This is a genomic window from Pseudidiomarina piscicola (assembly GCF_902806985.1).
In the GTDB taxonomy this organism is placed as follows: domain Bacteria; phylum Pseudomonadota; class Gammaproteobacteria; order Enterobacterales; family Alteromonadaceae; genus Pseudidiomarina; species Pseudidiomarina piscicola.
This window is the reverse complement of the sequence record NZ_CADCXY010000001.1, coordinates 920,484-944,746: the sequence shown is the minus strand read 5'-3', so window position 1 is coordinate 944,746 and position 24,263 is coordinate 920,484. Positions and strand designations below refer to the sequence as shown.

General features: G+C 48.7%; 20 protein-coding genes. 11 read left to right on the top strand and 9 right to left on the bottom strand.

Going from position 1 to position 24,263, the window contains the following annotated elements:
• The first annotated feature begins 65 nt into the window (after nucleotides 1-65).
• Nucleotides 66-1,223, top strand: coding sequence for a bifunctional chorismate mutase/prephenate dehydrogenase (tyrA, locus tag PSI9734_RS04590; protein ID WP_173919906.1), 1,158 nt, complete (start codon nucleotides 66-68; stop codon nucleotides 1,221-1,223).
• Here the strand turns inward: tyrA and PSI9734_RS04585 are convergent.
• Entirely contained in the window at nucleotides 1,170-1,553 is a 384-nt protein-coding gene (locus PSI9734_RS04585; RefSeq protein WP_173919905.1) for a response regulator, read from the bottom strand. The two genes, tyrA and PSI9734_RS04585, sit on opposite strands and share 54 nt — an antisense overlap.
• A gap of 76 nt (nucleotides 1,554-1,629) precedes the next feature.
• On the opposite strand from PSI9734_RS04585, the gene PSI9734_RS04580 reads away from it, so the two are divergent.
• A complete protein-coding gene (locus PSI9734_RS04580; protein ID WP_173919904.1) occupies nucleotides 1,630-2,256 on the top strand; it encodes a cytochrome b/b6 domain-containing protein in 627 nt (208 codons plus the stop codon).
• A gap of 1 nt (nucleotide 2,257) precedes the next feature.
• Here PSI9734_RS04580 and PSI9734_RS04575 read toward each other — a convergent pair whose 3' ends face one another.
• The gene (locus PSI9734_RS04575; RefSeq protein WP_173919903.1) at nucleotides 2,258-2,722 is read right to left on the bottom strand and encodes a c-type cytochrome; all 465 of its coding nucleotides are present in this window, start codon (nucleotides 2,720-2,722) and stop codon (nucleotides 2,258-2,260) included.
• Nucleotides 2,723-2,911: 189 nt separating this feature from the next.
• Here PSI9734_RS04575 and PSI9734_RS04570 point away from each other — a divergent pair, with 189 nt between their 5' ends.
• The 4 genes from PSI9734_RS04570 (at nucleotide 2,912) to PSI9734_RS04555 (ending at nucleotide 9,428) form a co-directional block, all read left to right on the top strand.
• Entirely contained in the window at nucleotides 2,912-6,001 is a 3,090-nt protein-coding gene (locus PSI9734_RS04570) for an amidohydrolase family protein (RefSeq protein WP_173919902.1), read from the top strand.
• Between the two features lie 2 nt (nucleotides 6,002-6,003).
• Nucleotides 6,004-7,287, top strand: a complete 1,284-nt coding sequence (locus PSI9734_RS04565; RefSeq protein ID WP_173919901.1) for an amidohydrolase family protein — start codon at nucleotides 6,004-6,006, stop codon at nucleotides 7,285-7,287.
• A gap of 167 nt (nucleotides 7,288-7,454) precedes the next feature.
• A complete protein-coding gene (locus tag PSI9734_RS04560) occupies nucleotides 7,455-7,760 on the top strand; it encodes an STAS domain-containing protein (protein WP_173919900.1) in 306 nt (101 codons plus the stop codon).
• 24 nt (nucleotides 7,761-7,784) lie between these two features.
• A complete protein-coding gene (locus PSI9734_RS04555) occupies nucleotides 7,785-9,428 on the top strand; it encodes an ATP-binding SpoIIE family protein phosphatase (protein ID WP_173919899.1) in 1,644 nt (547 codons plus the stop codon).
• Here PSI9734_RS04555 and PSI9734_RS04550 read toward each other — a convergent pair.
• Entirely contained in the window at nucleotides 9,414-9,749 is a 336-nt protein-coding gene (locus PSI9734_RS04550) for a translation initiation factor (RefSeq protein WP_217420748.1), read from the bottom strand. The two genes, PSI9734_RS04555 and PSI9734_RS04550, sit on opposite strands and share 15 nt — an antisense overlap.
• Nucleotides 9,750-9,830: 81 nt before the next feature.
• On the opposite strand from PSI9734_RS04550, the gene cysB reads away from it, so the two are divergent.
• Complete coding sequence (cysB, locus tag PSI9734_RS04545) at nucleotides 9,831-10,805, top strand: HTH-type transcriptional regulator CysB (RefSeq protein WP_173919898.1); 975 nt, start codon at nucleotides 9,831-9,833, stop codon at nucleotides 10,803-10,805.
• Nucleotides 10,806-10,810: 5 nt separating this feature from the next.
• Here the strand turns inward: cysB and PSI9734_RS04540 are convergent, their stop codons facing one another.
• Genes PSI9734_RS04540 through pabB form a run of 3 tightly spaced genes read right to left on the bottom strand, consistent with a single transcriptional unit; the run spans nucleotide 10,811 to nucleotide 14,119 of the window.
• Entirely contained in the window at nucleotides 10,811-12,184 is a 1,374-nt protein-coding gene (locus PSI9734_RS04540) for an L-serine ammonia-lyase (protein ID WP_173919897.1), read from the bottom strand.
• A 19-nt stretch (nucleotides 12,185-12,203) separates the two neighbouring features.
• Entirely contained in the window at nucleotides 12,204-12,797 is a 594-nt protein-coding gene (locus PSI9734_RS04535; RefSeq protein ID WP_173919896.1) for a CoA pyrophosphatase, read from the bottom strand.
• A complete protein-coding gene (gene pabB / locus PSI9734_RS04530) occupies nucleotides 12,794-14,119 on the bottom strand; it encodes an aminodeoxychorismate synthase component I (protein ID WP_246194724.1) in 1,326 nt (441 codons plus the stop codon). The genes PSI9734_RS04535 and pabB overlap by 4 nt, the downstream gene beginning before the upstream one ends.
• A 120-nt stretch (nucleotides 14,120-14,239) precedes the next feature.
• Between pabB and PSI9734_RS04525 the strand changes: the two genes are divergently transcribed.
• Both PSI9734_RS04525 and rmuC read left to right on the top strand, forming a co-directional pair.
• Entirely contained in the window at nucleotides 14,240-15,751 is a 1,512-nt protein-coding gene (locus tag PSI9734_RS04525; RefSeq protein ID WP_173919895.1) for a fumarate hydratase, read from the top strand.
• Nucleotides 15,744-17,090, top strand: a complete 1,347-nt coding sequence (gene rmuC / locus PSI9734_RS04520) for a DNA recombination protein RmuC (RefSeq protein ID WP_173919894.1) — start codon at nucleotides 15,744-15,746, stop codon at nucleotides 17,088-17,090. The genes PSI9734_RS04525 and rmuC overlap by 8 nt, the downstream gene beginning before the upstream one ends.
• 25 nt (nucleotides 17,091-17,115) lie before the next feature.
• Here the strand turns inward: rmuC and PSI9734_RS04515 are convergent, their stop codons facing one another.
• From PSI9734_RS04515 to cysZ, 3 genes are read right to left on the bottom strand one after another with little or no spacing between them, the layout of a single operon-like run.
• The gene (locus tag PSI9734_RS04515) at nucleotides 17,116-17,940 is read right to left on the bottom strand and encodes a S1/P1 nuclease (RefSeq protein ID WP_173919893.1); all 825 of its coding nucleotides are present in this window, start codon (nucleotides 17,938-17,940) and stop codon (nucleotides 17,116-17,118) included.
• A gap of 54 nt (nucleotides 17,941-17,994) precedes the next feature.
• Entirely contained in the window at nucleotides 17,995-18,813 is an 819-nt protein-coding gene (locus PSI9734_RS04510) for a hypothetical protein (protein WP_173919892.1), read from the bottom strand.
• A 60-nt stretch (nucleotides 18,814-18,873) separates the two neighbouring features.
• A complete protein-coding gene (gene cysZ / locus PSI9734_RS04505) occupies nucleotides 18,874-19,614 on the bottom strand; it encodes a sulfate transporter CysZ (protein WP_173919891.1) in 741 nt (246 codons plus the stop codon).
• A 145-nt stretch (nucleotides 19,615-19,759) separates the two neighbouring features.
• Between cysZ and smc the strand changes: the two genes are divergently transcribed.
• Nucleotides 19,760-23,242: a chromosome segregation protein SMC gene (gene smc, locus PSI9734_RS04500; RefSeq protein ID WP_173919890.1), complete on the top strand. Its 3,483-nt coding sequence runs from the start codon at nucleotides 19,760-19,762 to the stop codon at nucleotides 23,240-23,242.
• Nucleotides 23,243-23,285: 43 nt separating this feature from the next.
• On the top strand, nucleotides 23,286-24,260 hold the full coding sequence (zipA, locus tag PSI9734_RS04495) for a cell division protein ZipA (protein ID WP_173919889.1): 975 nt from the start codon (nucleotides 23,286-23,288) through the stop codon (nucleotides 24,258-24,260).
• The last annotated feature ends 3 nt before the right edge of the window (nucleotides 24,261-24,263 follow it).

Below are 24,263 nucleotides of genomic sequence, written 5' to 3'. Positions count from 1 at the left end.
TGGCGGGTTTTTTTATGGCCAAAATAAGGCACAATGAAACCAAGCCGCTTAATTTAGGAGTCTTCATGTCTGAATCGTCCGTTCCATCTCCAGAGGAGAGGCTACAGCAGCTTCGTAACGCCATTGACGAAACGGATAGTGCTTTGCTGAATCTGCTACATCAGCGCAAACAACTTGCCGCCGAGGTGGGCGTTGTTAAACGCTCGCTGGGGCAGCCTTTGTATGTGCCTGAACGTGAAGCCAAATTGCTCAGTGCAAGGCGAGAAGATGCACAAGCCAAAGGACTTTCACCAGATCTCATAGAAGATGTTTTACGCCGTATCATCCGCGAGTCTTACCAGCAACAACAAGCTGCCGATGTTCACCTAGAGCATAAAAAAATCGTGGTTGTCGGGGGGGAAGGTGCGCTCGGTGGGCTATTTGTTGAGCGCTTCCGCGAGGCGGGCGCGGCGGTTCATAGTTTAGATAAAGACGATTGGGCATTGGCCGAGGATTACTGTAATGAAGCTGATTTAGTTCTAATTAGTGTACCGATAGCTGCGACTGAGGCCGTTATCGCGAAACTTCCGCGATTACCTGAGCATTGCATCCTCGCGGATGTCACCAGTGTTAAACAGCAACCGGTGGCGGCTATGTTGCAACAACATCGCGGCCCCGTGGTAGGGTTACACCCGATGTTTGGCCCCCAGTTAGCGACCCTCGCCAAACAGCTGATCGTGGTAACTGAAGGGCGTCACTCCGAGGCGTACCAATGGTTGCTGGAAACGTTGGCCCGTTGGGGCACACAGCTTTATCATACGACTGCATCGCAGCATGACGAAGCAATGGGCTTTATCCAAGTGATGCGGCATTTATCGACCTTTGTTTATGGTACACATTTAGCCGAGGAACAAGCGGATCTGCAGCAACTACTCGATTTAAGTTCGCCGATCTATCGTCTCGAGTTGATGATGGTGGGCAGGTTGTTTGCCCAAGACCCTGACTTGTACGCAGACATTATTTTGGCTCACCCCGAAAACTTCGCCATGTTGCGACGTTACCTCGCAACGTTTGACGAAGTGCTAACGGCAATTGAAGCCGGTGATAAAACAAAGTTTGTGAGTAAGTTCAGGGAAGTAAGTGACTACTTTGGCGAATTTTCCCAGAAATTTCTCGAAGATAGCCAGCGCTTACTTGCTAGCGCCGGCGATGCGCATCAGCTCAGTCAAGTCACTGGGAGCTAGTGGTTTTTGCAGTAAGGTGTTGATACCGACCGCGTCACACTCAGTGGCAAAACTTTCCGGCTTATTGCCGGAAATCATTGCAGTGGTGGGTGTTGCCGCGCCAAGTTTATCACGAACCTTACAGTACAGTTCGACACCGTTAAAATCGGGGAGCTGATGGTCAAGTAGCACGAGATCGGGTTGCTGCGCCACAATTAAATCAAAAGCTTCCTGCCCGGTCAGAGCAGTATGAATCTTTGCTTCGGGAAAGTGCGCGAGCATTGCTTTCATGACTTCGAGTGAAATAACATCGTCATCGACGATCACTACATTTACGGATTCAGTTGTCATGTAGGCCTCCTTTTTGATGCGTCACTTAACATTAACAAAGTATCGCTTGAAAGAGTATGCATGGGTGGAGTTTATCATGGTTAAAGTTTGGGACAGTTTCGTGCGAGGCTATCATTGGCTGTTGGTCATCGGTGTGGTTTCCTTATGGTGGACGGCTGAATATGGTTTCATGGAATGGCACTTTCGCACGGCTTTTGTGGTGGGGGCGCTACTGATAAGTCGGCTCGTATGGGCAGTGTTTGGGAGCTCTAACGCTCGTTTTAGTGCTTTTGTAAAAAGCCCAAAGGCGGTCGTGCGACATGTACAAGAACTTCGTTCTCGCTCGTATCAACCCGGCGCGACCCATAATGCAGCAGGCGGTTGGGCGGTACTCGCGCTCTGGTTGGTGTTGGCCATACAGCTTAGTACTGGGCTGTTTGCCACCGATGATATTTTCTACTCTGGACCTCTGGCGAGCTTGATCGATAGTGATCTTCAAGGCCTGATAACAGATGTTCATGAAATCAATTTTAATGTTCTGTTAGCGCTTATTGCGGTGCATATCCTGGCGATTCTGGTGTATCAGTTACGTGGAGTGAATTTAGTTAAAGCAATGATTCATGGTAAGCGTAACGTGCAGCATCAGCCAAATGTCTCAGCGGCCTGGTGGGCATGGCTACTGGCAGCGGTGATTGCTGCCAGCGCATGGTACTTTTGGGGTTAGTTTAATCTTTGTACTGGTCGTGACAGCCTTTACAGTTTTTAGCCGCGGCCATAAAAGCTTGGCGTATCTGCCCTTGATCACCTGACTGGGCCGCTGCCATCAAGGTATCAGCATCAGTTTGCAATTGCGCCGCGCGCTCTTGGAAGTCGTCCCAATTGTCCCAAATAGCCGGCAGGGCATCGGTATTGTTACCCGGCATGGCCCCTTCTTGAGCAAAACCAACCCAAGGAACGGAAGCTAATTTGCTGAAGTTCTCTGCACGCTCAGTAAAAATAGCGAGGTCAAAAGGCATATCGCCTTTAATCATATCGCCCATGTAGGCGAAATTATTTTGCATTACAGATAACGCTTTTTGGCGATACTCAACGGCTTTGTCAGCGTCATTAAAAGCGTGCTGGGCAACAACGGTTGCGCTGGCTACGGTTGCGGCAAGAATTAAAGATGTGCGTAAGGCTTTCGAAAACATAAGCGCTTTACCTTCTTTGTGAGTGATTGAATTGACGTCTATTTAAATACTACAACGCTTTACCGACATATCTAAGCTGTTTATCCCTTATTGGATTGCATTCAACTCATCGCAGCCGTTAATGTAAGCTAACGACAAAAGTATAAAACCAGAATTTCACAACAGACCAACCTTATTAAGGGGACGCCGATGATTAGCAGTAACCGCCTCAGCAAGCTGGCGGTTGCGATGTGTGCAGCGCTACCAGCGCTAGTTTCAGCATCGCAAACCACCACTGTGCAAGGGTTGCACGACAACTCGTCAAGCTACGTTGCATTGCAAAATGCCACGATTATCACCGAGCCCGGAAAAACCATCGAGAATGCTACGCTGGTGATCCGTAACGGTAAAATTGAGCGCATTAACCAAAACAACCGCGCACCCGAAGGGGCTCGTGTCATCGACTTATCAGGCCATACGGTGTACCCAGGCTTTATCGATGCTTACAGTAATTATGGTGTACCTGAGCCGAAAAAAGAGCAGCGTGGGCCATGGTTCTCAACTCGCCCTGAATATAGTAACAAGCGCGAAGGTGGGAACGCGGCAAACGACGCTATTCACTCACAGTTAGAATGGGTGAACGAAGCGGCGAGTGATGCCAAGGCTGCCAATGACTACATTGAGCAAGGCTTTACCGCAGTGCAAAGTGCTCGCCTAGACGGTATTTTCCAAGGACAGGCGGTGACGCTGTCGCTCGCCGACAAGATTGCCAACAATGTGGTTTACCTTGCCCAAGGCCGTCACTTTGGCTCGTTTGATAAAGGTTCGTCGCAACAGCAATATCCGAGTTCATTAATGGGCTCAATCGCACTGATTCGCCAGACTTTGTCTGATGCCAATTGGTACGAAGAAGCGCAAGGGAAAAATGCCTACAACGGTCCCGTAGAGTACAACGCCGCATTGGCAGAGCTAGGCCCGATTGAGCAAGAGGGTATGGTTTTCACTGTTTCTGATGACAAGTCATTGCTGCGCGCACACAGTGTATTTAGTGAGTTTGATGTGCCGGTAACCTTTGTTGGTTCAAACTACGAATATGCGCGCCTTGATGCGATTAAAGAGACGAACTCAACACTGATTCTGCCTCTGAACTTTCCCGCGGCACCAGAAGTGTCAGGCGTTAATGACCATCTAGATGTAGAGCTTGCTGATTTACGCCACTGGGAGCGTGCGCCGGGTAATGCGGCGGCACTATCGGCTGCTAACATCGACTTTTCATTTACCTTGCATCAATTGAAAAGCGCCAGCGACTTTTGGCCCAACTTACGTAAAGCTGTACAGCACGGCTTAAGTAAAGAGCGAGCTTTAGCAGCGCTTACCACAGTTCCAGCTCGTATCGCTGGGGTTGCCGATAAAGCAGGTAAAATTGCGCCTGGTTATATGGCTGACTTAGTAGTTGCTGAAGGTGACTTGTTTACTGACGGTAGTATTAAATCAGTTTGGCTACAGGGCACTGAAAAAGAACTCGCTCCGCTACGCAAAGCCGATTTTAACGGCTCAATCAATGCTACCATCGCTAACCAAGAGGTAGTGTTTGAGTTGCAAGGCGACGATAAAGTAGGTGGTGCGTTGGTGATTGGCGACGCGCGCTCGAAGTTACGTGCAAGTCGTCGTGATGAAAGCAGCCTATCGTTTGTGGTCGACTCCGACTTTGCCGGTGTTGAGGGGGCGTGGCGCGTCGAGTTAGAGCAAACCGCCGAGCGTACCTATGCCGGTGTTGCGATTGGCCCTGACGGACGAGAATTGAGCTTTGAAGGACGTCGAGAGGCGGCTGCTGAGCAGACTAATAACGGTGAAGGTGCAAATGTTGCCGCCACTGATTATGTCAGTCGTTTAACCTATCCAAATGTCGCTTATGGTCTTGATGGCCTTCCTGAGCGTCAAAACCTGCACATTAAAAATGCCACCGTTTGGACCGCCGACGAGCAAGGTATTCTTGAAGATGCCGACGTATTAGTTCGTGACGGTAAATTTTACCGCGTCGGGCAAGACTTACGTACACCTTCTGGCTATACCGTCATCGATGCCACAGGTATGCATGTGACGCCAGGAATCATCGATGAGCACTCACATATTGCTATCGACCGTGGCGTCAACGAATCATCAGAAGCTATTACCGCCGAAGTTCGCATTGGCGATGTGGTTAATCCCGATGATATTCATATCTATCGCTCGCTCGCGGGCGGCACGACCATGGCGCAGTTGTTGCACGGCTCAGCAAACCCGATTGGTGGGCAAGCGCAGGTGATTAAATTGCGTTGGGGTGCAACTGCAGATCAAATGAAGTTTGATGCAGCGCCGCCGTCGATCAAGTTTGCCTTAGGTGAAAACGTTAAACAGAGCCGTTACCCTTCTTGGTTGAGCACTCGCTATCCGCAAACACGGATGGGTGTTGAAACACTGATGCGTGACGGGTTCACCGCAGCCCTTGAATACCGTGAGCGCATGCAGGCGTACGAGAAACTGAGTCGCAGTGAGCGCGCTAAGACAGCGGCGCCGCGTCCTGACTACCGGTTACAAACGTTACTCGAAATTTTGGAGCGTGAGCGCTTCGTTCATGCGCACAGCTATGTACAGTCAGAAATTTTGATGTTGTTACGGTTAGCCGAAGACTTTAACTTCACTTTGACCACGTTCACGCACATCTTAGAAGGCTACAAAGTGGCTTCAGAGATGGCCAAACATGGTGCGGGTGGCTCGTCGTTCGCAGACTGGTGGGCCTACAAGTTCGAGGTTTATGATGCGATTCCGCAAAATGCTTGCTTGATGTCTGAAAAAGGCGTTCTGACCAGTATTAACTCGGATAGTAACGATTTACAGCGTCGCCTGAATACAGAAGCTGCGAAGTCAGTCACTTATTGTGGCATGTCTGAGCATGAAGCACTGAAAATGGTCACGTTGAATCCAGCGAAGCAGCTAAAAGTTGACCAGTATGTCGGTAGTATTACCGAAGGTAAGCATGCTGACTTCGTGATTTGGAATAACCATCCACTAAGTTCCTATGCACGTGTAGAACAAACTTGGATTAATGCGCGCAATTATTTCAATCGTGAGCGTGATCAAGAGTTACGTGTCGCGTTGCAAGAAGAGAAGCAAGCGTTAATGCAACAAGTTCTGGCTGACCCGTCGGCTAGCAAAGGTGCAGAAAATGGCTACAAGCGTGAACAACCAAGCTGGCATTGCGATACTGAGCATGACACATGGTTACAAACCTTTACTGCGCATAGCCACGGAGGACACTAATAATGAAAAAATTAATGACAGCAGTTGCTGCTGCAAGCCTTACCCTAAGTGCTGCAGCGCATGACATTGTTCCGGGTGAGCCACAACAACAGCCTATCCTGCTACAAGGTGGTACGGTTTACACCGTTGTAAATGGCGTTAAGGAAGATACCGACTTACTTTTGGTGGATGGCAAAATTAGTGCCATTGGTAAAGACTTAGCAACCCCAGAAGGCGCTCAAGTTGTTGATGTATCGGGTAAGCATTTGTATCCAGGTGTCATTGCGATGGATACCACCTTGGGTTTGAAGGAAATCGAAGCCGTGCGAGCGACGGAAGACTCAGAGGAAACAGGCGCGATTACTCCGGAAGTGAGTGGTCATGTTGCCTATAACCCTGACTCAGAAGTCATTCCGACGATTCGGTATAATGGTATTTCTCACGCACAAGTAGTGCCACAAGGCGACCTTATAGCGGGTCGTTCGAGCCTGTTGCAGTTAGACGGCTGGACCTACGAAGACGCCGGTGAGCGCCTCAATGTCGGGGTTCACGTAAACTGGCCGCGGGTTGGTGTAAGTAGTTCATGGTGGGAGACACGTTCACCTGCAGAACAACGTAAAGCCAACGCGGAAGCTCGTAAGAATTTAAAGCGTGCTTTCATTGAAGCAAAAGCCTATTACGATGCAAAACAAGCCGGTGAGTTAAATGGCACCGATTTACGTTGGGAAGCCATGCTGGGTCTGTTTGATGGCAGCGGCACACTTTATGTTCATGCCAATGATCAACGCCAAATCCAAGAAGCGATGACGTTAACCAAAGAGTTCGGTTTCGACTGGGTGTTAATGGGTGCGCGTGACGCTTGGCGCATGGCTGATACCCTTGCCGAGGCCGATGTGCGAGTGGTCTATGGCGCTCCCTTTGGTTTGCCATCACGCCATGATGAAGCCTTTGATCAGGCATTCTCAACGCCAGCGGCGCTTGCCGACGCAGGTGTCGACTTCGCGATTAGTTACCCTGGTTATTGGGATGTCCGTAACTTGCCATTTGCCGCGGGCAACGCTGTTGCGTATGGGTTAGATAAAGACGCTGCTTTGCGTGCGATTACACTAACCCCAGCAGAGTTTATGGGCGTGGCTGATCGTGTTGGCTCGCTAGAAGTGGGCAAACAGGCGACGGTGGTTATCTCCGCCGGCGACTTATTGGACCCAATAGGACAGAACGTCGAAATGCTGTTTATTGAAGGACGCATGGTTGATCTGAATAACCGTCACCTGCAGCTTTACAATAAATATCAGCAGAAACCTTAATTTTCTGGTTTCAGGTTTAAATTTTGAGACATTAAAAGCCGGTCAATAATTGACCGGCTTTTTTGTCTGTGTCTTTATATTTTTTGTTTCAGTGCTTGTGTTTACAGGCGTCAGTTGGCACTATTTACAACTGTCTAATCAAATAATAACAAGCAAGTAGGTGAACAATGTCGATTACTCGTCATGTTTCAAGCGATGGTAAAGAACTAATCATAGCCGTACATGGAAAGTTTGACTTCGGACTAGTTCACGAATTTCGACGCGCATACAGTTCTATTGGTGATGAAAAGCCGACAATCTATATTGATTTGCGCGAGACGGAATATTTGGACAGCTCAGCATTGGGGATGCTATTAAACATGCGCAAAGCCGTATGTGACAATGTAAAGGGCATTCATATTATAAATAGTCGGCCTGAAGTTAAAAACATTCTCGATATTTCCCGCTTCGACAAGTTATTTACCATCGAATAGCGCTCACCTCGCAGAGGCAAAGCCATGCTGCAGCCAGCCCAGCAAATTGTAGTCGACATTTATGCGGACGAATCGGAATTTTCCCGCACGGTGCTCGCTGAACTTAAGCGTCTGGAAATTGCCCGACGAATTAAGGTCAAACCTTTTACAGCATGGCGAGCGAATAAAGCGCTGGTTCATCCAACCATCGTTATTTCTGCTACAGACGTGGCAGAGCTGCACAAGTCGTTACGTTTCCCGCAACAGTTACTGATTGTTCCAAAGGCGCTTGCCAATGGTATCTGGCAGCGCTGGCAGGGGGATACCATTGCTTGGCCTGAATCCGTTGAGGTTTTGTTCAAACGTCTGCAGCTTATGGCACATGGTTTTAATACGGCTCGGCAGTTAAACGCAGTTCGCGATAGTCTCATTTGGCATACCCAAAGAGTCGAGCGTGAACATGAATTGGTTGAGCATATCTTTCGCAATGCGCTGAGCCGAAACTTCACCCATTATAAGCATATCCGCACACTGCTAACGCCCGCCTCAAAGTTCAATGGTGACTTATGTTTGATCGCGCCAGGGCACCTCGGAAATCTGTACGTACTAATGGCTGACTTTACGGGGCATGGCTTGGCTCCTGCGACGGGTGCTTTGCCGCTTTCGCAAGCATTTTTCGCCATGGCAGACCGCAGCGTATCCGTTGCTGAAATGGTGATTGAGTTCAACTATCGGTTAAATCGCCTGCTGCCTAGCGATATGTTTTGTGCCTGCTTCTTGCTTGAGCTGTCCGCCAATGGTGAATGGTTAACGTACTGGAATGGTGGTATGCCGCCGGCTTTAGTATTCGGTTCTGATGGTATTGTGAAACACCGCTTAACTGCGCAACATATGGCGCTGGGCGTGCTTACGGTGGAAGAGTTTGATAGTCAGGTCGCGACGATAAGAACCACCAAAGATGACGCTATTGCATTGTTTACCGATGGAGTCATTGAAATGTTAAGCCAGAAGCGCGAGTTTCTGGGGATGGACGCTTTGGAAGATTTAATTCAGACTTACCCAAAGCGCGACGACTTTAACACTCTAATATCAGAGCTCGAAAACTTTCGCGGAAATCAGCCGCTGCACGACGATCTTTCTTTGGCTATTTTAGAGTGCCGTCCGACCGGGCTGGTGCGCCAACAGCATGACGGTGAAGTGGAGGCCTTACCTTTCACTTTCACTACCGAGCTGCAGGCGGATGAACTCAAGCGTATCGATGTAATTACCGCGGTACTTGGCATTATCGGGCGACTACCAACGTTACATGGCCACCGTACAACTATCTACTTGCTGCTTGCTGAAGTTTTTAACAATGCCTTAGAACACGGGTTACTGGGGTTAGACTCACGCATGAAAAACGATCCCGAGGGCTTTGCGTATTACTACCAACTACGCATTGAGCGTTTGCAAGAGCTGGAATCGGGTTCGATTAGTATTGCAGTACGTTATGATCACGCGCAAAACTACCTGCATTTCACCGTACGAAATTCAGGGCGTAAATGGGAGGCTCCGGCATTGCCAGCAATAGATACGACGCATAAGCCCTACGGACGTGGACTCGATTTATTACAAAAACTTGCGCACGACTTACGCTGGCAAAACCAAGGGCGTGAAGTTTCTTTTGGTTATCAGTTAACCGCCGGCTAATTTCACTTTAAAGCCCTGCTGCTCGAGAAATGCTTTACTCGCTTCGCGTTGGTCGCCTTGTAGTTCAATCGTGTTATTTTTAACACTGCCACCGACGCCACATTGTTTTCGCAGTTGTTTCGCGTAGTCAGCGAGTAGCTCAGCTTCAGTGGGTAGATCAAAAATCACGGTGACACCTTTGCCTTTTCGCCCTTTGGTCTGACGCTGAATACGAACGGCCGTGCTCTTATCGATAGCTGTGTCGGCGACTGAGGCGTCTTCTGGTGCCTGTTCAGAAGCCTCGAAACCTAAGTTTTTTAGTTGATCAGATAAGCTCGACACAAAAACCTCTTGTTTTGATATTGGAATAAATAGCGATATTGTTATATATTTTTCGAATAAGTAACTTATTCGGAAACCGCCATGAAATTGCAGCAGCTGCGTTATATTGTTGAAGTATTAAATCATAACCTGAATGTTTCAGCGACCGCTGAAAGTCTATTTACTTCACAACCCGGTATTAGTAAGCAAGTAAGGATGCTTGAAGACGAACTAGGGATACAAATATTTGAGCGCAGTGGCAAACACCTGACGCATGTCACCACTGCCGGCGAGCAGGTGATTACGATAGCGCGCTCAATACTTGATCAAGTCGATAATATTAAGGCCGTTGCCAGCGAGCATACCATGCCAGATCAGGGGCGGCTAAGCATCGCTACCACACATACCCAAGCACGTTACGCGCTACCGAAAAAAATTAAGCAGTTCATGGAGCGTTACCCAAAAGTTTCATTGCACATGCACCAGGGTTCGCCTGAGCAGATAAGTACGGCTGCGGCAAAGGGTAAAGCTGACTTTGCCATTGCCACTGAGGCCATGCATCTGTATCAAGAGTTGGTAATGCTACCTTGCTACCACTGGAACCGCTCGATAATTGTCCCACAAGGGCATCCACTGACTAAGGTCGGAAAGGTAAGCATCGAACAGTTGAGCGCTCAGCCGATTGTCACCTATGTACATGGCTTCACGGGTCGTTCAGAGCTTGACCGTGCCTTCAAGGAAAGCGGCCTAGAGGCGAATGTGGTATTTACAGCCACCGATTCTGACGTTATCAAAACCTATGTTCGGTCTGGCTTAGGGGTTGGCGTGGTTGCTTCTATGGCGTTTGATGCAGAAGCGGACAAAGGGTTAGTTGCTATACCAGCGGCTCATTTGTTTGCGCCAAGCACCACGAAAATTGGTTTTCGCAAGGGCACTTTTTTACGAAGTTACATGTTTGAGTTTATTGAAACCTTTGCGCCACATTTAAGTAAGACGGTGGTAGAAGAGGCGATGCAACAGCGCACTCAAGAAGCTGTTGATCGCCTATTTGCTGATATTAAACTACCAACTTTATGAGTTGATTAACATTCGATAATGTTTACTGCCAAGCCACCGCGGGCGGTTTCTTTATACTTGGTTTTCATATCATTACCGGTGTCCCACATGGTTTTGATTACTTTATCCAGTGAAACCTTATGATCACCGCTGCCGCGAAGGGCTAAGCGTGCCGCATTAATGGCTTTAACGGAGCCCATCGCATTACGTTCAATGCACGGCACCTGTACGAGTCCACCCACAGGATCACAAGTTAAGCCTAAGTTATGCTCCATACCTATCTCGGCAGCGTTTTCGACATTGCTGACACTACCGCCCATAAGCTCGGCGAGCGCTCCGGCTGCCATTGAGCAGGCGACGCCAACTTCACCTTGACAGCCTACTTCGGCACCTGAGATTGAGGCGTTTTTCTTGTAAAGAATACCGATCGCAGCCGAGGTGAGAAGGAACCTAACTACCGTCTCTTCATCGAGCGGGGCGATGAATCGATCCGCGTACTTCATAACCGCTGGAATAATTCCCGCAGCACCATTGGTTGGCGCAGTAACTACGCGGCCCCCGGCTGCGTTTTCCTCATTCACTGCTAAGGCGAACAAATCGACCCAGTCCATCGTTAACATAGGGTCTGTGGACTTTTCGTTGCGTAGCCGCTGATAAAGATCTGGTGCGCGACGACGAACCTTGAGTCCGCCGGGTAAAATACCTTCGGTTTTGGTGCCGCGGTCGATGCAGTCATCCATCGTATTCCAGATATGCATTAATCCTTTACGGATCTCAGCCTCACTTCGGAAAACTTTTTCATTGGCGAGCATCAGTGAGCTAATCCGTAACCCATTTTCACTACACTGGCTTAGCAACTCAGCGGCAGAATCGAAAGGATAGGGAATTGGCTTACTTGATTGTTCAATAGCTTCTTCTAAGGTTTCATCAAAATCGGCATCACGCACAATAAAGCCACCGCCGATCGAGTAATACAGGTCTTTGTAGATGACTTCATCGCCTGCCAGAAGACGCAGCTCCATCGCATTGGCGTGACGCGGCATGGTTTTACGGCGGTGGAAAGTAATGGCTCCGGACTTTGGAAAGTCGACTTCGTGTTCACCGAGTAATTTAAGCTTTTGGGTTTGTTCGGTGTTGGCAAGAAAGTCATCGACAGTGGTGGTATCCACGGTTTCAGGATCTTCGCCGGCAAGACCTAAAATAACTGCTTTACCGGTACCGTGCCCCTTACCGGTTTGACCTAACGAGCCAAATAGTTCCACTTGCACTGTGGTGGCTTGCTTAAGGTGTCCGGCTTGGTCTGCTGCTTTCAAAAACTCTAGCGCTGCACGCATTGGACCTACGGTATGCGAACTTGATGGGCCAATGCCCACTTTGTAGATATCAAAAACACTGATCATAAGTCGTATCGTTAACCTATTAGTTGAGAGAACGAAAAAGCGAATGTCGCTCAGGATACACGTGATCGGCCAGTTCACGCAAAATTCCAGCCGTAGCACCCCAGATATTTCTATGCTGATATGGAATAAAGTATATCTGATCGTACAAAAAACGCTGCAAACGGTAAGCAAAGTGCTCACGTTGATGTAAAACGTGTTGCAGCGGGACGGTGAAAATCTCGGCGACTTCATGTGGATCGGCACGAAAAGGTTGTTGCGGCTCAATGAATGCAACATAGGGGCGTATCAGGAAATTACTAATCACCGGGTAGTCTTGCAGTTGCCCAACCAATGTTACGGCACTTGGGTCTAGGTCTATTTCTTCGTGGGCTTCTCGCAATGCGGTTTCATAGAGTGAGCGATCACTATGTTCCTGACGTCCCCCTGGGAAGCTAATTTGTCCGGCATGATGCCGTAAGTTAGCAGCTCGCTGGGTAAGCACCACGTGGAGCTCGTCATCGCGTTGCCATAAACCGATGAGCACCGCTGCGGGGCGCAACCGTTTTTGCGTCACACGAGGCTGTTGGCGCGGCGCATGTAGCTGAAAACGGTGGAGGAACTCATCGCGGGTCATGATTCGCTGGACTCTTGTGTGGCGGCCAGCACCGGTACAATTTTGGCTACCTTATCTAAGGTTTCTTGGTATTCTTCTTCACCGTTGGAATCAACGACTAAACCACCGCCAGCCCAGCAGTAGATGTGCTCGGAGCTGGCCACCAAAGTACGAATGGCGATATTGGTATCGCTTTCGCCATGTTGCGATATGTAGCCGAAGCTACCGCAATAAAAGCTGCGCCGTTGCGGCTCAAGCTCATCAATGATTTCCATCGCCCGAATTTTTGGCGCTCCGGTTATCGATCCGCCGGGAAAGCAAGCAGCGATAAGGTCAAGCGCAGTAGCGTTTGCCTGCAACTGGCCTTCGACCGTGCTGACCAAATGGTGAACTGCCGGATAGCTTTCAATGGCAAACAATTTCGGCACGTTGACGCTGCTAGGCAAGCACACTTTACTGAGGTCGTTACGTAATAAGTCTACAATCATGACATTTTCTGCACGATCTTTTGTTGCCGAACGTAACTCATCAGCGAGTGCTTGGTCACTCGCTTCGCTATCGCCACGTGGTCGAGTACCTTTAATAGGCTTAGTTTGCACACTCCCCGCCGGGCTGACGTGCAAAAAACGCTCTGGAGAATGGCTTAACAATGCGCCTTGCGGTAGTCGCATAAACGCCGAAAAAGGTGCTTTATTGGCTTCTCTTAGGTACTGATAGGCAGCCCAAGCATCGCCATTAAACGACGCTTTAAAACGCTGTGCGAGGTTAATTTGATAGCAATCGCCGCTGTGTAGATAGTCCTGAACTTGGTTAAATTTTGCTTGGTAGTCAGCGGCGGTCATATTACTTTGCCATGCTGACGTCAGTTGAAAGTTATAAGTTGCGGCGTCGTTTTGCTGCTGTGCGTGCCAGAATTGTTCTAACTCTGCCAGTTGCTGCGCGGGCGCGACTAACCAGGTGGTATGGGTTTGCCGACAGCGGACTAAAGCTTGTGAGTATAAACCTATTGCGATATCCGGTAGCGCTATATCGCTATCGGCATGGTTGGGTAGTTGTTCGAGGGCGCGCCCAGCGTCATAGCTAAAAGCCCCTGCCAGGCCTCCTTGAAAGGGCACCTTGCTGGGGCCTTGGTAATCGGGCAATTGTGCCAGCAACGACTGTAAAGCTTGTGGCCAATCGGTGATGTCCGTGAGCACCTGTTCCGGCTGGCGGAAGATAAAGTCATAACGACTGTTAGGGTGATCACAGCTATCGAGGAATAACGCCCAAGGCTCGTCGGCAACCGCTGAAAACAGCGTATTAAAATCAGATTTTAAATCAACAACGACGGCGGTAATCGACACGGCTAGATAACTCCAAACTAGTTTTCCGTTAGCTTAACATAAGCCATCTGAAAACTGGTCAGCGTGCGATGAAAACGCTATCATAACCGGCAATTGTAACCCGAGGACATAGAGGTAGTCATGGCCATCATTCGGCAAGCGGATTTCATCGAAAGCATCGCAGATGCATTGCAATATATTTCCTATTATCACCCCTTAGATTTTGTTCAAGCATTGGAAAAGGCGTATCACAAAGAGCAAAGTGACGCGGCGAAAAACGCAATTGCGCAGGTGTTGACGAACTCACGTATGGCGGCCCAAGGACATCGACCGATTTGCCAAGACACCGGTATTGTCACCTGCTTCGTTAAAGTAGGTATGGCAGTGCAATGGGACAAAACCGATATGACGGTGCAACAGATGGTCGATGAAGGCACGCGTCAAGCATATACGAACCCAGAAAATCCGCTACGCGCCTCTATTGTTGCCGATCCCGCTGGGAAACGGACAAACACCGGAGATAACACCCCTGCGGTGGTTCATATCGATATGGTACCAGGCGATAAAATCGAAGTGATGATCGCAGCCAAGGGCGGAGGCTCGGAAAATAAATCGAAGATGGTGATGCTGAACCCAAGTGATTCGATTGCCGACTGGGTGGTGGAAACCATGCCAAAACTCGGTGCCGGTTGGTGTCCACCGGGTATGATTGGTCTCGGTATCGGTGGTACGGCAGAAAAATCTGCGGTGCTGGCAAAAGAAGCGTTGATGGACCCGGTAGACATTCAAGAGTTGCTTGATCGTGGGCCACAAAATGCCGAAGAAGAGCTGCGTCTAGAGATTTATCATCGCGTCAATAAATTAGGCATTGGCGCACAGGGGCTTGGCGGTGTCACTACCGTCATGGATGTGAAGATCAAAACAGCGGCAACCCATGCGGCCTCAAAGCCTGTTACCTTAATTCCCAACTGTGCGGCGACCCGGCATGCACACTTTACTTTAGACGGCTCAGGAGCCGCGGATCTGCAACCGCCGAAAGTAGAAGACTGGCCTGATATTACCTTTGAGCTGGGCGATGATGCGCGTCGCGTTAACCTCGATGAAATTACACAAGCCGATATTGAAACCTGGAAAACCGGTGAAACCGTATTGTTGTCAGGCAAGATGCTTACCGGTCGTGATGCCGCTCATAAGCGTATTAAAGATATGCTAGATAAAGGCGAGACCTTACCAGTCGACTTTAAAAATAAATTCATTTATTACGTCGGACCGGTTGATCCTGTTGGCGACGAAGTGGTTGGGCCTGCCGGGCCAACTACAGCTACACGGATGGATAAATTTACTGATTTGATGCTCGATAAAACCGGTATTTTAGGCATGATAGGCAAAGCCGAGCGCGGGCCTGCAACGGTCGAAAGTATCAAACAACATAAAGCAGTCTATTTGATGGCGGTAGGAGGTGCGGCTTATTTAGTTGCGAAAGCCATTAAACAGGCCAAGGTGGTTGCCTTTGAAGACTTAGGCATGGAAGCTATTTACGAATTCGATGTTGAAGACATGCCCGTGACAGTAGCGGTGGACAGTAGCGGCGAGAATGCTCATGAAACCGGCCCTGCGATTTGGCGTGTGAAGCTGGAAGCTACCGATGCTTAATCTGCTAATTTGGCAATGGCTGGTGGCCGGGGCTGGCGCGTGCATTCTGGGGCTGTTGATTGGCTGGGCGTTGCAACGTCCTAAGCTTGCCCAGCTACAGCAACAGATGGGCCACCAACAAACGGTGGCCGGGCAACGCGAGCAGCAATTAGAGCAAGAGCTCGAACGCTCTGAGCAGCGCTTGCAACAGACCGAGCAACAGCTGGTGCAGGTGCAACAGCAACGCAGCCAGTTGCAGGCGGACCTTGCTGCATCGCAAAGTAAATTGGAAAGTACGCTCAAGCATGCAGAAGAAAAGCAAAAACTGTTAGAAGCCAGCGAAGAACGTATGAAAAAAGAGTTCGAGCGCTTGGCTCAACAGATTTTCGAGCAAAAGTCTGAGCGCTTGCAGCAACATAGTAAAACCACACTTGAAACCACTTTAGCCCCTTTTAAGCAACAACTTGATGCGTTCAAGAAACAAGTGGAATCACAGTATACGGAAGAGCTAAAACAACGGGCTTCGTTAACTCAGCAAATCACTTCATTGCAGGATCTAAACAAACAAATGGCATCGGAAGCCGAAGCGTTAACCAAAGCATTGAAAGGTGATACCAAAGCTCAAGGGAATTGGGGTGAGGTCGTACTCGAGCGTATCCTTAATCAATCGGGGTTACGTGAAGGTAATGAATACGAAACGCAAAGTCATCATCGTGATGAAGATGGCAAATCGTTTAAGCCCGATGTTGTGGTGCATTTGCCGAACGACAAAGACGTCGTCATCGACTCTAAAGTCTCTTTGGTTGCCTATGAGCGCTACTTTAATAGCGACGATGAGCAATTACGTGAAGCGGCTTTAACCGAGCATGTGAATTCATTACGTGCGCACATCAAAGGCCTCGGAAAGAAGAATTATCAGCAGCTTGAAGGTGTTCGAACACTTGATTACGTGTTGATGTTTATTCCAATTGAGCCGGCGTTTTTGCTTGCTGTTGATCGTGATCCAGAGCTCATTCGTCTGGCGCTAGATAATAATATTATGCTGGTAAGCCCGACCAACTTGTTGGTTGCGCTAAGAACTGTGAATAATATTTGGCAGTATGAATATCAGAACCGTAATGCGCAGCAAATTGCGACCGATGCGGGTAAGCTTTACGACAAGTTTGTCGGCTTTACTGAAGACATGCAAAAAATCGGTAACAGCCTAGATGCAGCGCGTAAGAACTACGATGGTGCAATGAATAAACTCTCAAGTGGTCGCGGCAACTTGGTCGGGCGCGTTGAGAAGTTTAAGGAGATGGGAGTACAGACTTCGAAGAAGTTGGATACTAAATTATTGGATGACGATAGCGAGGCTTAACTCGCTATCGTTTCGCCTCGCCAACTTAACTTTGCGACTCAGCAAATACTTGATTTAAATACGCCGCAATACGAACTCCGCCCTGTTGCAAACGTTGTTTCATCGTCGGTGTGTAGCTGTAAACATAATCCCAAGCTAAGTAAGGCTCATCTGTTTGCGGATAGATCTCATCGCGCAGCTTTGAACTTTCATTAATCCACTGATAAGGATCAGGAGTGGCCCACTGTTGTGCTTGCTGCGGCGTTATTTTGCGCTGCAGCCAATGCGAAAACTCGGAGTAAGAAAGCTTCTGGTGCTCGACTAAACCTGAATCCCAGACCCGGTGTAAGTTGCTCTGCTCACCGAAAAAGGTCACTTTGACGTCATTTCCACCACGATCGTTTAACGCGGCAGAACCTACATGCAAGGGTTGATGTAAGTCACCAATAATATGCACGATAAAGCGTAGCGCAAGTTGCTTGTCTTCGTGACGAGCAGACGTATCTTTTAAGGTGGCCGTAAAATCTTTCAATGCGCTCATGGCATCACCTTGTGGCGGGCAATCTTCGGCATCATAGGTATGCGGTTGATTGAGCGTTACGTAGTGAAATGGCCCAGCCGTTTGCTGCCAAAAATCACTTGGGTTTGAGCGCATTTCATCTGCGTAAGTTGATGCTTCCGCCAATGATTCGGGCCCAAGCAGGTCACGAATAGCGGCACGTGCAGCATCACTAAGGTAAGCACTGGCAATTTTACCAGTGATACGATGTCCGGTTTTTCCCCATGCTTGTGCATCGGTAGAGTAGAAAGTGCTAGAGCAGGCCAATACGATAGCGACAGAGGTTGCTAATGACAAAGAAGAAACTTTCATAGTAAAAAAGCCATGGTTGATGAACAAAGTGATAGAAGATTTGTAGGGGCTATTTTACGGGTTCCGTGGCATAAGCCAACGATCTTTTGCGGTACGGAACTTGAGGTCTTCAATGACTTGCGGAATCGCACTATTAATTTTATCAATAGCCTTTCTTCCCCACGGTGTCGCCGCACAGCCGACAGCCCCCTCTACTGGCTGTTCATAGTTTTGTTTGATAGGCATAAAAACCAAGTCGATCGGCAAGATATCGTTGTGGTAGTTCAACAAAATTGGGTAATCGATCGCAAAATCAAGGCGTTCGGCATTCACCATCGCAAGCATATTGGCGTTCGCATTACGGCCTGATATTTCGCTAAAACGTGAGGTGTTGTGCAGAAACCTATCAATGTAGGGTTGCAAGCTGCCATAGGCGCGCCCCAACGGCTGGCCAAATCGATAATCACCAGTTTTTAATAACTCAACAAGATCAACCGGATTACCAAACCGCCGTTCGAACTCTTTTGCGAGCTCCGGACGGGTAATGATGCCGTGCGCCGGATATTCAAGAGTTGCGTTAGAGAAATAGACAAAGTCGGTGTCTTGCGCGCGCTTTATTAAGCAGGGGAAGCACAAGTTTTTACCCTGCCGAATAAGGGCTGCGATGCGACTTTGCGGATAGCGTAGAACACTTTGGCTGGTTTCTGGAAGGGCTCGAGCAAACGCATCAATCATAAGGTCACAGACACCCTGATCAGCGAGGTATCCGTCTGCAATATGGAACGGAGGGGCATGGTTAACGCCCCAAACAATCTCATCCTCGTTGGCCTGCAGGTTTGGCAGTAGTCCAACGAACAGCAATAAGCTTAATGTAAGATGACGTACCAAGTGCACGATTTGCTTCCTGATAGCTAACAGTTATTTAACTATCATAACCATTGCAACGATGTTCTGCTAGGGTAAATTTTGAGCACGCATATGATCGACCCACATCGCGGTTGAGCCACAGACTGCAATTGGGATCATGATCAAATTCACCAGCGGAATAGAGGCGAGAAACGCCACCACCACCCCAAAGGTTAAACTTTTACCCTGATGCTGATGTAAACTGCGACGCATATTGCGAAAGGGTACTTTATGGTTATCAAATGCATAATCGGCATATTGAATCGTCATCATCCAGCCGCCCCACAGCAACCATAAAAGTTGTCCTATCACGGGAATAAATAGCAGTAGCAGCAAAAAGCCCAGCGTGCGAGGAACAAAGTAGACAAGCTTTTGTAGCTCGCGGCCTAAGGTTCGTGGTATATCCTTTAACATTCCAGCCACGCCGCCGTTGGGAGCGGGCACACCGGTCAGGCGTTCTTCAACTTTTTCAGCCAATAAGCTATTAAAAGGCGAAGCAATAATGTTCGCAACGCTGGTGAAAGTTAACGCAAAAAGTAAGAGAACACCGATAATGATAAGTGGCCAAAGCACGAGCTCAAGCCACTGTAACCATGACGGTAACCAAGCAATAAGATCAGCCACCCATAATGTGGTGTAATGAAAGGTAAAATAAATAGCAATGCTAAACAGCACAATATTGATGCTTAAGGGAATTAATGCGTAGCGCCGCACGCCTTTTTGGAAAGCGAGCTCAAAGCCACGGGCAACGTAGCTTGCGCCAAAATCACTGGAAGCGGCTTGGGGCATTCATTACTCCTTAAAAAGCTAACTAAACTGATAGTCGTGAAAATTTTACCCAGTATACGAACTTTTACTCGGTAACCTACCCTTGAAAATGTTACAAAATCTAGCATTATGAACGGACAACAATAATTATGCAGCTGCAAATTGAATGCGTCTAAAACACATCAAACTGGTTGGTTTTAAATCCTTTGTCGATGCGACCAAAGTACCTTTTCCGCACCAAATGACTTGCGTCGTTGGGCCGAATGGCTGTGGCAAGTCGAACGTCATCGATGCGGTACGCTGGGTGCTGGGCGAAAGCTCAGCTAAAAACCTGCGCGGCGATGCTATGACCGATGTTATTTTCAATGGTTCCGGCGCACGTAAGCCCGTTTCGCAAGCCAGTGTCGAGTTAGTATTTGATAATTCCGATGGACGAATTCAAGGCGAGTATGCAAATTACGCAGAAATATCGGTCAAACGCTTAGTGACCCGAGAAGGGCGCTCAGACTATTTTCTAAATTCGAGCAAGTGTCGGCGTCGCGATATTACCGATCTATTTTTGGGAACCGGCCTTGGGCCACGCAGTTACGCGATCATTGAACAAGGCATGATTTCTCGGCTAATAGAGTCGAAGCCACAAGAGCTTCGGGTATTTATCGAAGAGGCCGCGGGTATTTCAAAGTATAAAGAGCGGCGCCGAGAAACAGAAAACCGCATGCAGCATACGCGGGATAATCTTGAGCGGTTAAGTGACGTTCGTGATGAACTAGGAAGCCAACTAGATAAACTTCAGCGCCAAGCAGCAGCAGCTCGGCGCTACAAAGACTTAAAGCAACAAGAGCGTAAGTTTAAGGCTGAACTGCAGGCGTTGAAATGGCTCACGCAAGAGCAACAGGCGGAACGCATTAGGCAAACCATTCGTGAACATGAAGCTGAACTTGAACGCTGGGTGGCTGAGCAAAGGGGGAGCGAGCGCGGTACCATCGAGTTGCGCGAACAAGCTTCAGAAACAAAGCTAAAATTAGATGAAGTTCAGCAACAGTTTTATCAGCTTGGTAATGAAATAACCCGCATCGAGCAGCAATTGCAGAGTGCGCGACAGCAATTGCAACAACGTGAGCAGCGACAGCAACAGTTAAGTGCCGAGCTGGCGCAGCTGAATGACACTTATGCCCGCGATTTTGAGCAACAGCAGGAGTTGCAGTTACAGCTCGAGCAGTTAACCCCTGAAGTTGAAGAGGCTGAGCTGCGAACCCAAGAGGCCGAGCAAGCCTTTCATGCGCACGAAGAACAATGGTTACAGCTACAAAACGACTATCAGGCGCATTTAGACGCGCAACAAGCGCAACGCGAGCGAGCGCAGACGTTGAAGTTGCAACAGGAGCGTAATCAAGATCAACTGCAACGTATCGTCCAACAGTTACAGGAACTTGACCAGCAACAGCAGCAATTACAAAGTGATCTTGCAGTGGTGCAGCAAGAGCAGGCGAACACCAAGCTAACGCAGGCTGAGCAACAGCTTTCGAACAGTGACGAGGAACTGCAAAAGTCGCAACTTAAACAGCAGCAATTGCGTGAACAACGTGAACACTGTGAACAGCAATTAGGTCAGTCACGTCAACGTGAACAACAGTTGCTAGGTCGGCAAAGCTCATTAGAAACATTACTCGAAGCCTCGCAGGCGAGCTCTTGGCCGCAACAACTTTGCGAGTGGTTGAATGAACAGGGTATTCAACACCAAGGTCAGCTGCGCGATGCAGTAGAGGTGAGTGAACAGTGGCAGTTTGCGGTTGAGCAGTTGTTAGAGCCTTGGCTCGATGCCTACGTAGTGAATGACGTGTTAGCTAGCTGGCCGCAACAACTTGGTATGCGGCTGGTGACTATTGGCAGTGACGCCGAACAGCCGAAAACCGGGAGTTTAGCAGCTGAGCTTTCAGCGCCATTAAAAAACTGGCAGTGGGCGCAGCAGGTCGCCTTAGTTGCCGATGCCAATGAAGCTCAGCAGAAACTGCAAACACAGCAGTGGCATTATGCCGTTAACCAACAAGGTGAGATCTGGTCAGCCGCAGGATATCAAGCGGCACAGGTTGCGCTGGAAGATAGCCAGCTGTTGCAGCAGCAAGAGTTAGTTGCGTTAAAAACTGAACTAGAAGACGTAGCACACCAAAGTGTTGAGCTTGAGCAATCATTAAAGCAACTTCAAGAGCAGCGACGCCAGCATGAACTAGACCTTCAGCAGCAGCGTGAATTGCATAGCCAATATCAGGCTGAAGTAGCCACTTGGCGTGAGAAAAGCCAATGGCAGACGCAACAACAGCAAGTGTTGGAAACTAAGCTCAGTACTGTCGACGAGCGCCGCTTGGAGTTGACCGAGCAGGCTGAAATGTTAAAGCTGCAAGAGCAAGAACTTGCTTCACAGATGCATCAATTTGAGCAGCAAGAGCAACCATCTGACAGCGATGAAAAGTGGCAAGAGAAACGTGAACAGCTGCAGCATCAGCGCAGCCAGCTACGCGCGATGCAGCAGCAGCGACAACAAGAACAACAAGACAAGAAGTTACAGCTTGAACAAATAAAGAGTGAATTACATCACCTACAAACCTTGTTGCAGCGCTCGCAGTTGCAGCAGAGCCAAGCACAGGAACAACTGAACTTACTTACCGATCCTGATCTCGATCAGCAACAGCAATTGGAAGTTCAAGCATTACAATTAGAAGAACTGTTAGCACAGCGTGAAGATGTTGATGAAGCACGTCGTGCGTGGAGTAATCAGCTGGCAGATATTGAGCAACAGCTTAATGAGGTTAGTAGCGGTGCGAAAGGCGTAGAGACACAAATTGAGAAAGCTCGCCAGCAATTGCAAAGTAGCCAAATGGAGCTCGCTGCGCTTCAAGAGCGAAGCCGTAATGTGTTAGCGGTGCTGGAAGAGATGCAACAGCCGTTGAAGCCAGTATTAGAGCAATTGCCCGAGCAAGCCGATGAAGCAAAGTGGCAGGCCGAAGTTGATCGTCTACAAAGTGCGATTGGGCGACTGGGCGCCATTAACCTCGCGGCGATCGAAGAGGCGGAAACTTTAGCAGAACGTAAAGCCTATTTAGATCAGCAACATGATGATTTAAGCTCAAGTTTAGAGACGCTTGATAATGCTATTCGTAAGATTGAACGGGAGACTCGACAGCGTTTCAAAAGTACCTTTGACGCTGTCAATACCGGGCTTCAAGAACTGTTTCCCAAAGTTTTTGGTGGCGGTAGTGCTTACTTGGAACTTACCGAAGATGATCTACTCGAAACAGGTGTGGCGATCATGGCGCGGCCACCGGGCAAGAAAAATAGTACAATTCACCTGTTATCGGGTGGTGAAAAAGCCCTGACGGCTTTATCATTGGTGTTCGCTATATTCAGACTTAATCCAGCACCGTTTTGTTTGTTGGACGAGGTGGATGCGCCCTTAGACGATGCAAACGTTGGGCGTTTTTGTCGTTTAGTCGAAGAAATGTCACAGACAGTACAGTTCATTTACATCAGTCATAATAAAGTGGCGATGGAAATGGCCTCACACCTAGCGGGTGTGACAATGCAAGAACCGGGTGTTTCACGCTTAGTCGCGGTGGATGTTGACGAGGCCGTTGCACTCACCGAAGCCTCTTAAAAACAAGAACTATAGGGTCAAAACAGATCATGGAAAGCCTGCTATGAGTACCATGCAAATTGTTTTTAGTGTTATTGGGCTACTGCTTATTGGCCTCATCATTGGTCACGGCATGTGGAATATTCGTCGTAGTGAACGGCGCGCGCGATTGCAACAGGAAGAGCTTGATCGCAAACGCGAACAAGCGCAGCCAAGTGCAGGCTTTGATGATGACGGTATTGGTGAAGTTCGAGTGATTCAACGCGCTTCTCAACGTGTCGACAAACCTGCTTCTGAGAGCTACCAAAAACCTTCAGCGGCTGTTGAATCCGCATCGAAACAAGCGTCAGCCAAGGCTGATGACGGTAATGGCGTAGCCGAGCCTGAGACATCGCGCCCAATAAGAGCATCTATTGACGAGGAAGAGCTTGATTTACCGTCGGTTGCCGCAGAACCTGATGAGCTAAAACAAGCACAGCAAGAAGAAGTGAAAGCAAAAGTAAAAGCCAAGCCACAGCCGCGTAGCAAGCCTCAAGGCAAAGAGACACAGACTGAGCCGGCGCAGCAAAGCATGGATTTGCCATTAGACGAGGATGAAGAGCCGGTCTTAAGCCAAGCTCCTGATCTCGTTATTGCGTTACATGTGATGGGAACGATCACCGGGCCAGTGTTGCTGCAACAAATGACAGAACTAGGCTTTAAATATGGCGAGTTTGATATTTTTCATCGGCATGTAGATACAGCCGGACAAGGGCCAGTACTCTTTAGTTTAGCGAATATGTTTAACCCGGGAACTTTCGCGATTGAAGAAATGGATCAATTTGAATCAAAAGGCGTGGCATTGTTCCTCGCATTACCAATAAAAAGTAATTCAACTCAAGCCTTTACCATGATGCATAATGCAGCTGAGAAGCTGGCTGCAGCGGTCGATGGTGGGCAAGTACTTGATGAAAATCGTAACCCACTTACGCGTCAAGCGGTGCAGCATATTCATCAAAGTATTCGCGAATACGAACGTAAACGACTCATTCGGCAGTAATAA

Coding starts and splice junctions, on each gene's coding strand:
- cysZ (WP_173919891.1), bottom strand. CDS start 19,614: ATGCCCCAAGCCGCTTCCAGTGATTTTGGCGCAAGCTACGTTGCCCGT.
- tyrA (WP_173919906.1), top strand. CDS start 66: ATGTCTGAATCGTCCGTTCCATCTCCAGAGGAGAGGCTACAGCAGCTT.
- PSI9734_RS04535 (WP_173919896.1), bottom strand. CDS start 12,797: ATGACCCGCGATGAGTTCCTCCACCGTTTTCAGCTACATGCGCCGCGC.
- zipA (WP_173919889.1), top strand. CDS start 23,286: ATGAGTACCATGCAAATTGTTTTTAGTGTTATTGGGCTACTGCTTATT.
- PSI9734_RS04555 (WP_173919899.1), top strand. CDS start 7,785: ATGCTGCAGCCAGCCCAGCAAATTGTAGTCGACATTTATGCGGACGAA.
- PSI9734_RS04570 (WP_173919902.1), top strand. CDS start 2,912: ATGATTAGCAGTAACCGCCTCAGCAAGCTGGCGGTTGCGATGTGTGCA.
- smc (WP_173919890.1), top strand. CDS start 19,760: ATGCGTCTAAAACACATCAAACTGGTTGGTTTTAAATCCTTTGTCGAT.
- PSI9734_RS04560 (WP_173919900.1), top strand. CDS start 7,455: ATGTCGATTACTCGTCATGTTTCAAGCGATGGTAAAGAACTAATCATA.
- PSI9734_RS04525 (WP_173919895.1), top strand. CDS start 14,240: ATGGCCATCATTCGGCAAGCGGATTTCATCGAAAGCATCGCAGATGCA.
- cysB (WP_173919898.1), top strand. CDS start 9,831: ATGAAATTGCAGCAGCTGCGTTATATTGTTGAAGTATTAAATCATAAC.
- PSI9734_RS04575 (WP_173919903.1), bottom strand. CDS start 2,722: ATGTTTTCGAAAGCCTTACGCACATCTTTAATTCTTGCCGCAACCGTA.
- PSI9734_RS04565 (WP_173919901.1), top strand. CDS start 6,004: ATGAAAAAATTAATGACAGCAGTTGCTGCTGCAAGCCTTACCCTAAGT.
- PSI9734_RS04515 (WP_173919893.1), bottom strand. CDS start 17,940: ATGAAAGTTTCTTCTTTGTCATTAGCAACCTCTGTCGCTATCGTATTG.
- PSI9734_RS04540 (WP_173919897.1), bottom strand. CDS start 12,184: ATGATCAGTGTTTTTGATATCTACAAAGTGGGCATTGGCCCATCAAGT.
- rmuC (WP_173919894.1), top strand. CDS start 15,744: ATGCTTAATCTGCTAATTTGGCAATGGCTGGTGGCCGGGGCTGGCGCG.
- PSI9734_RS04580 (WP_173919904.1), top strand. CDS start 1,630: ATGGTTAAAGTTTGGGACAGTTTCGTGCGAGGCTATCATTGGCTGTTG.
- PSI9734_RS04585 (WP_173919905.1), bottom strand. CDS start 1,553: ATGACAACTGAATCCGTAAATGTAGTGATCGTCGATGACGATGTTATT.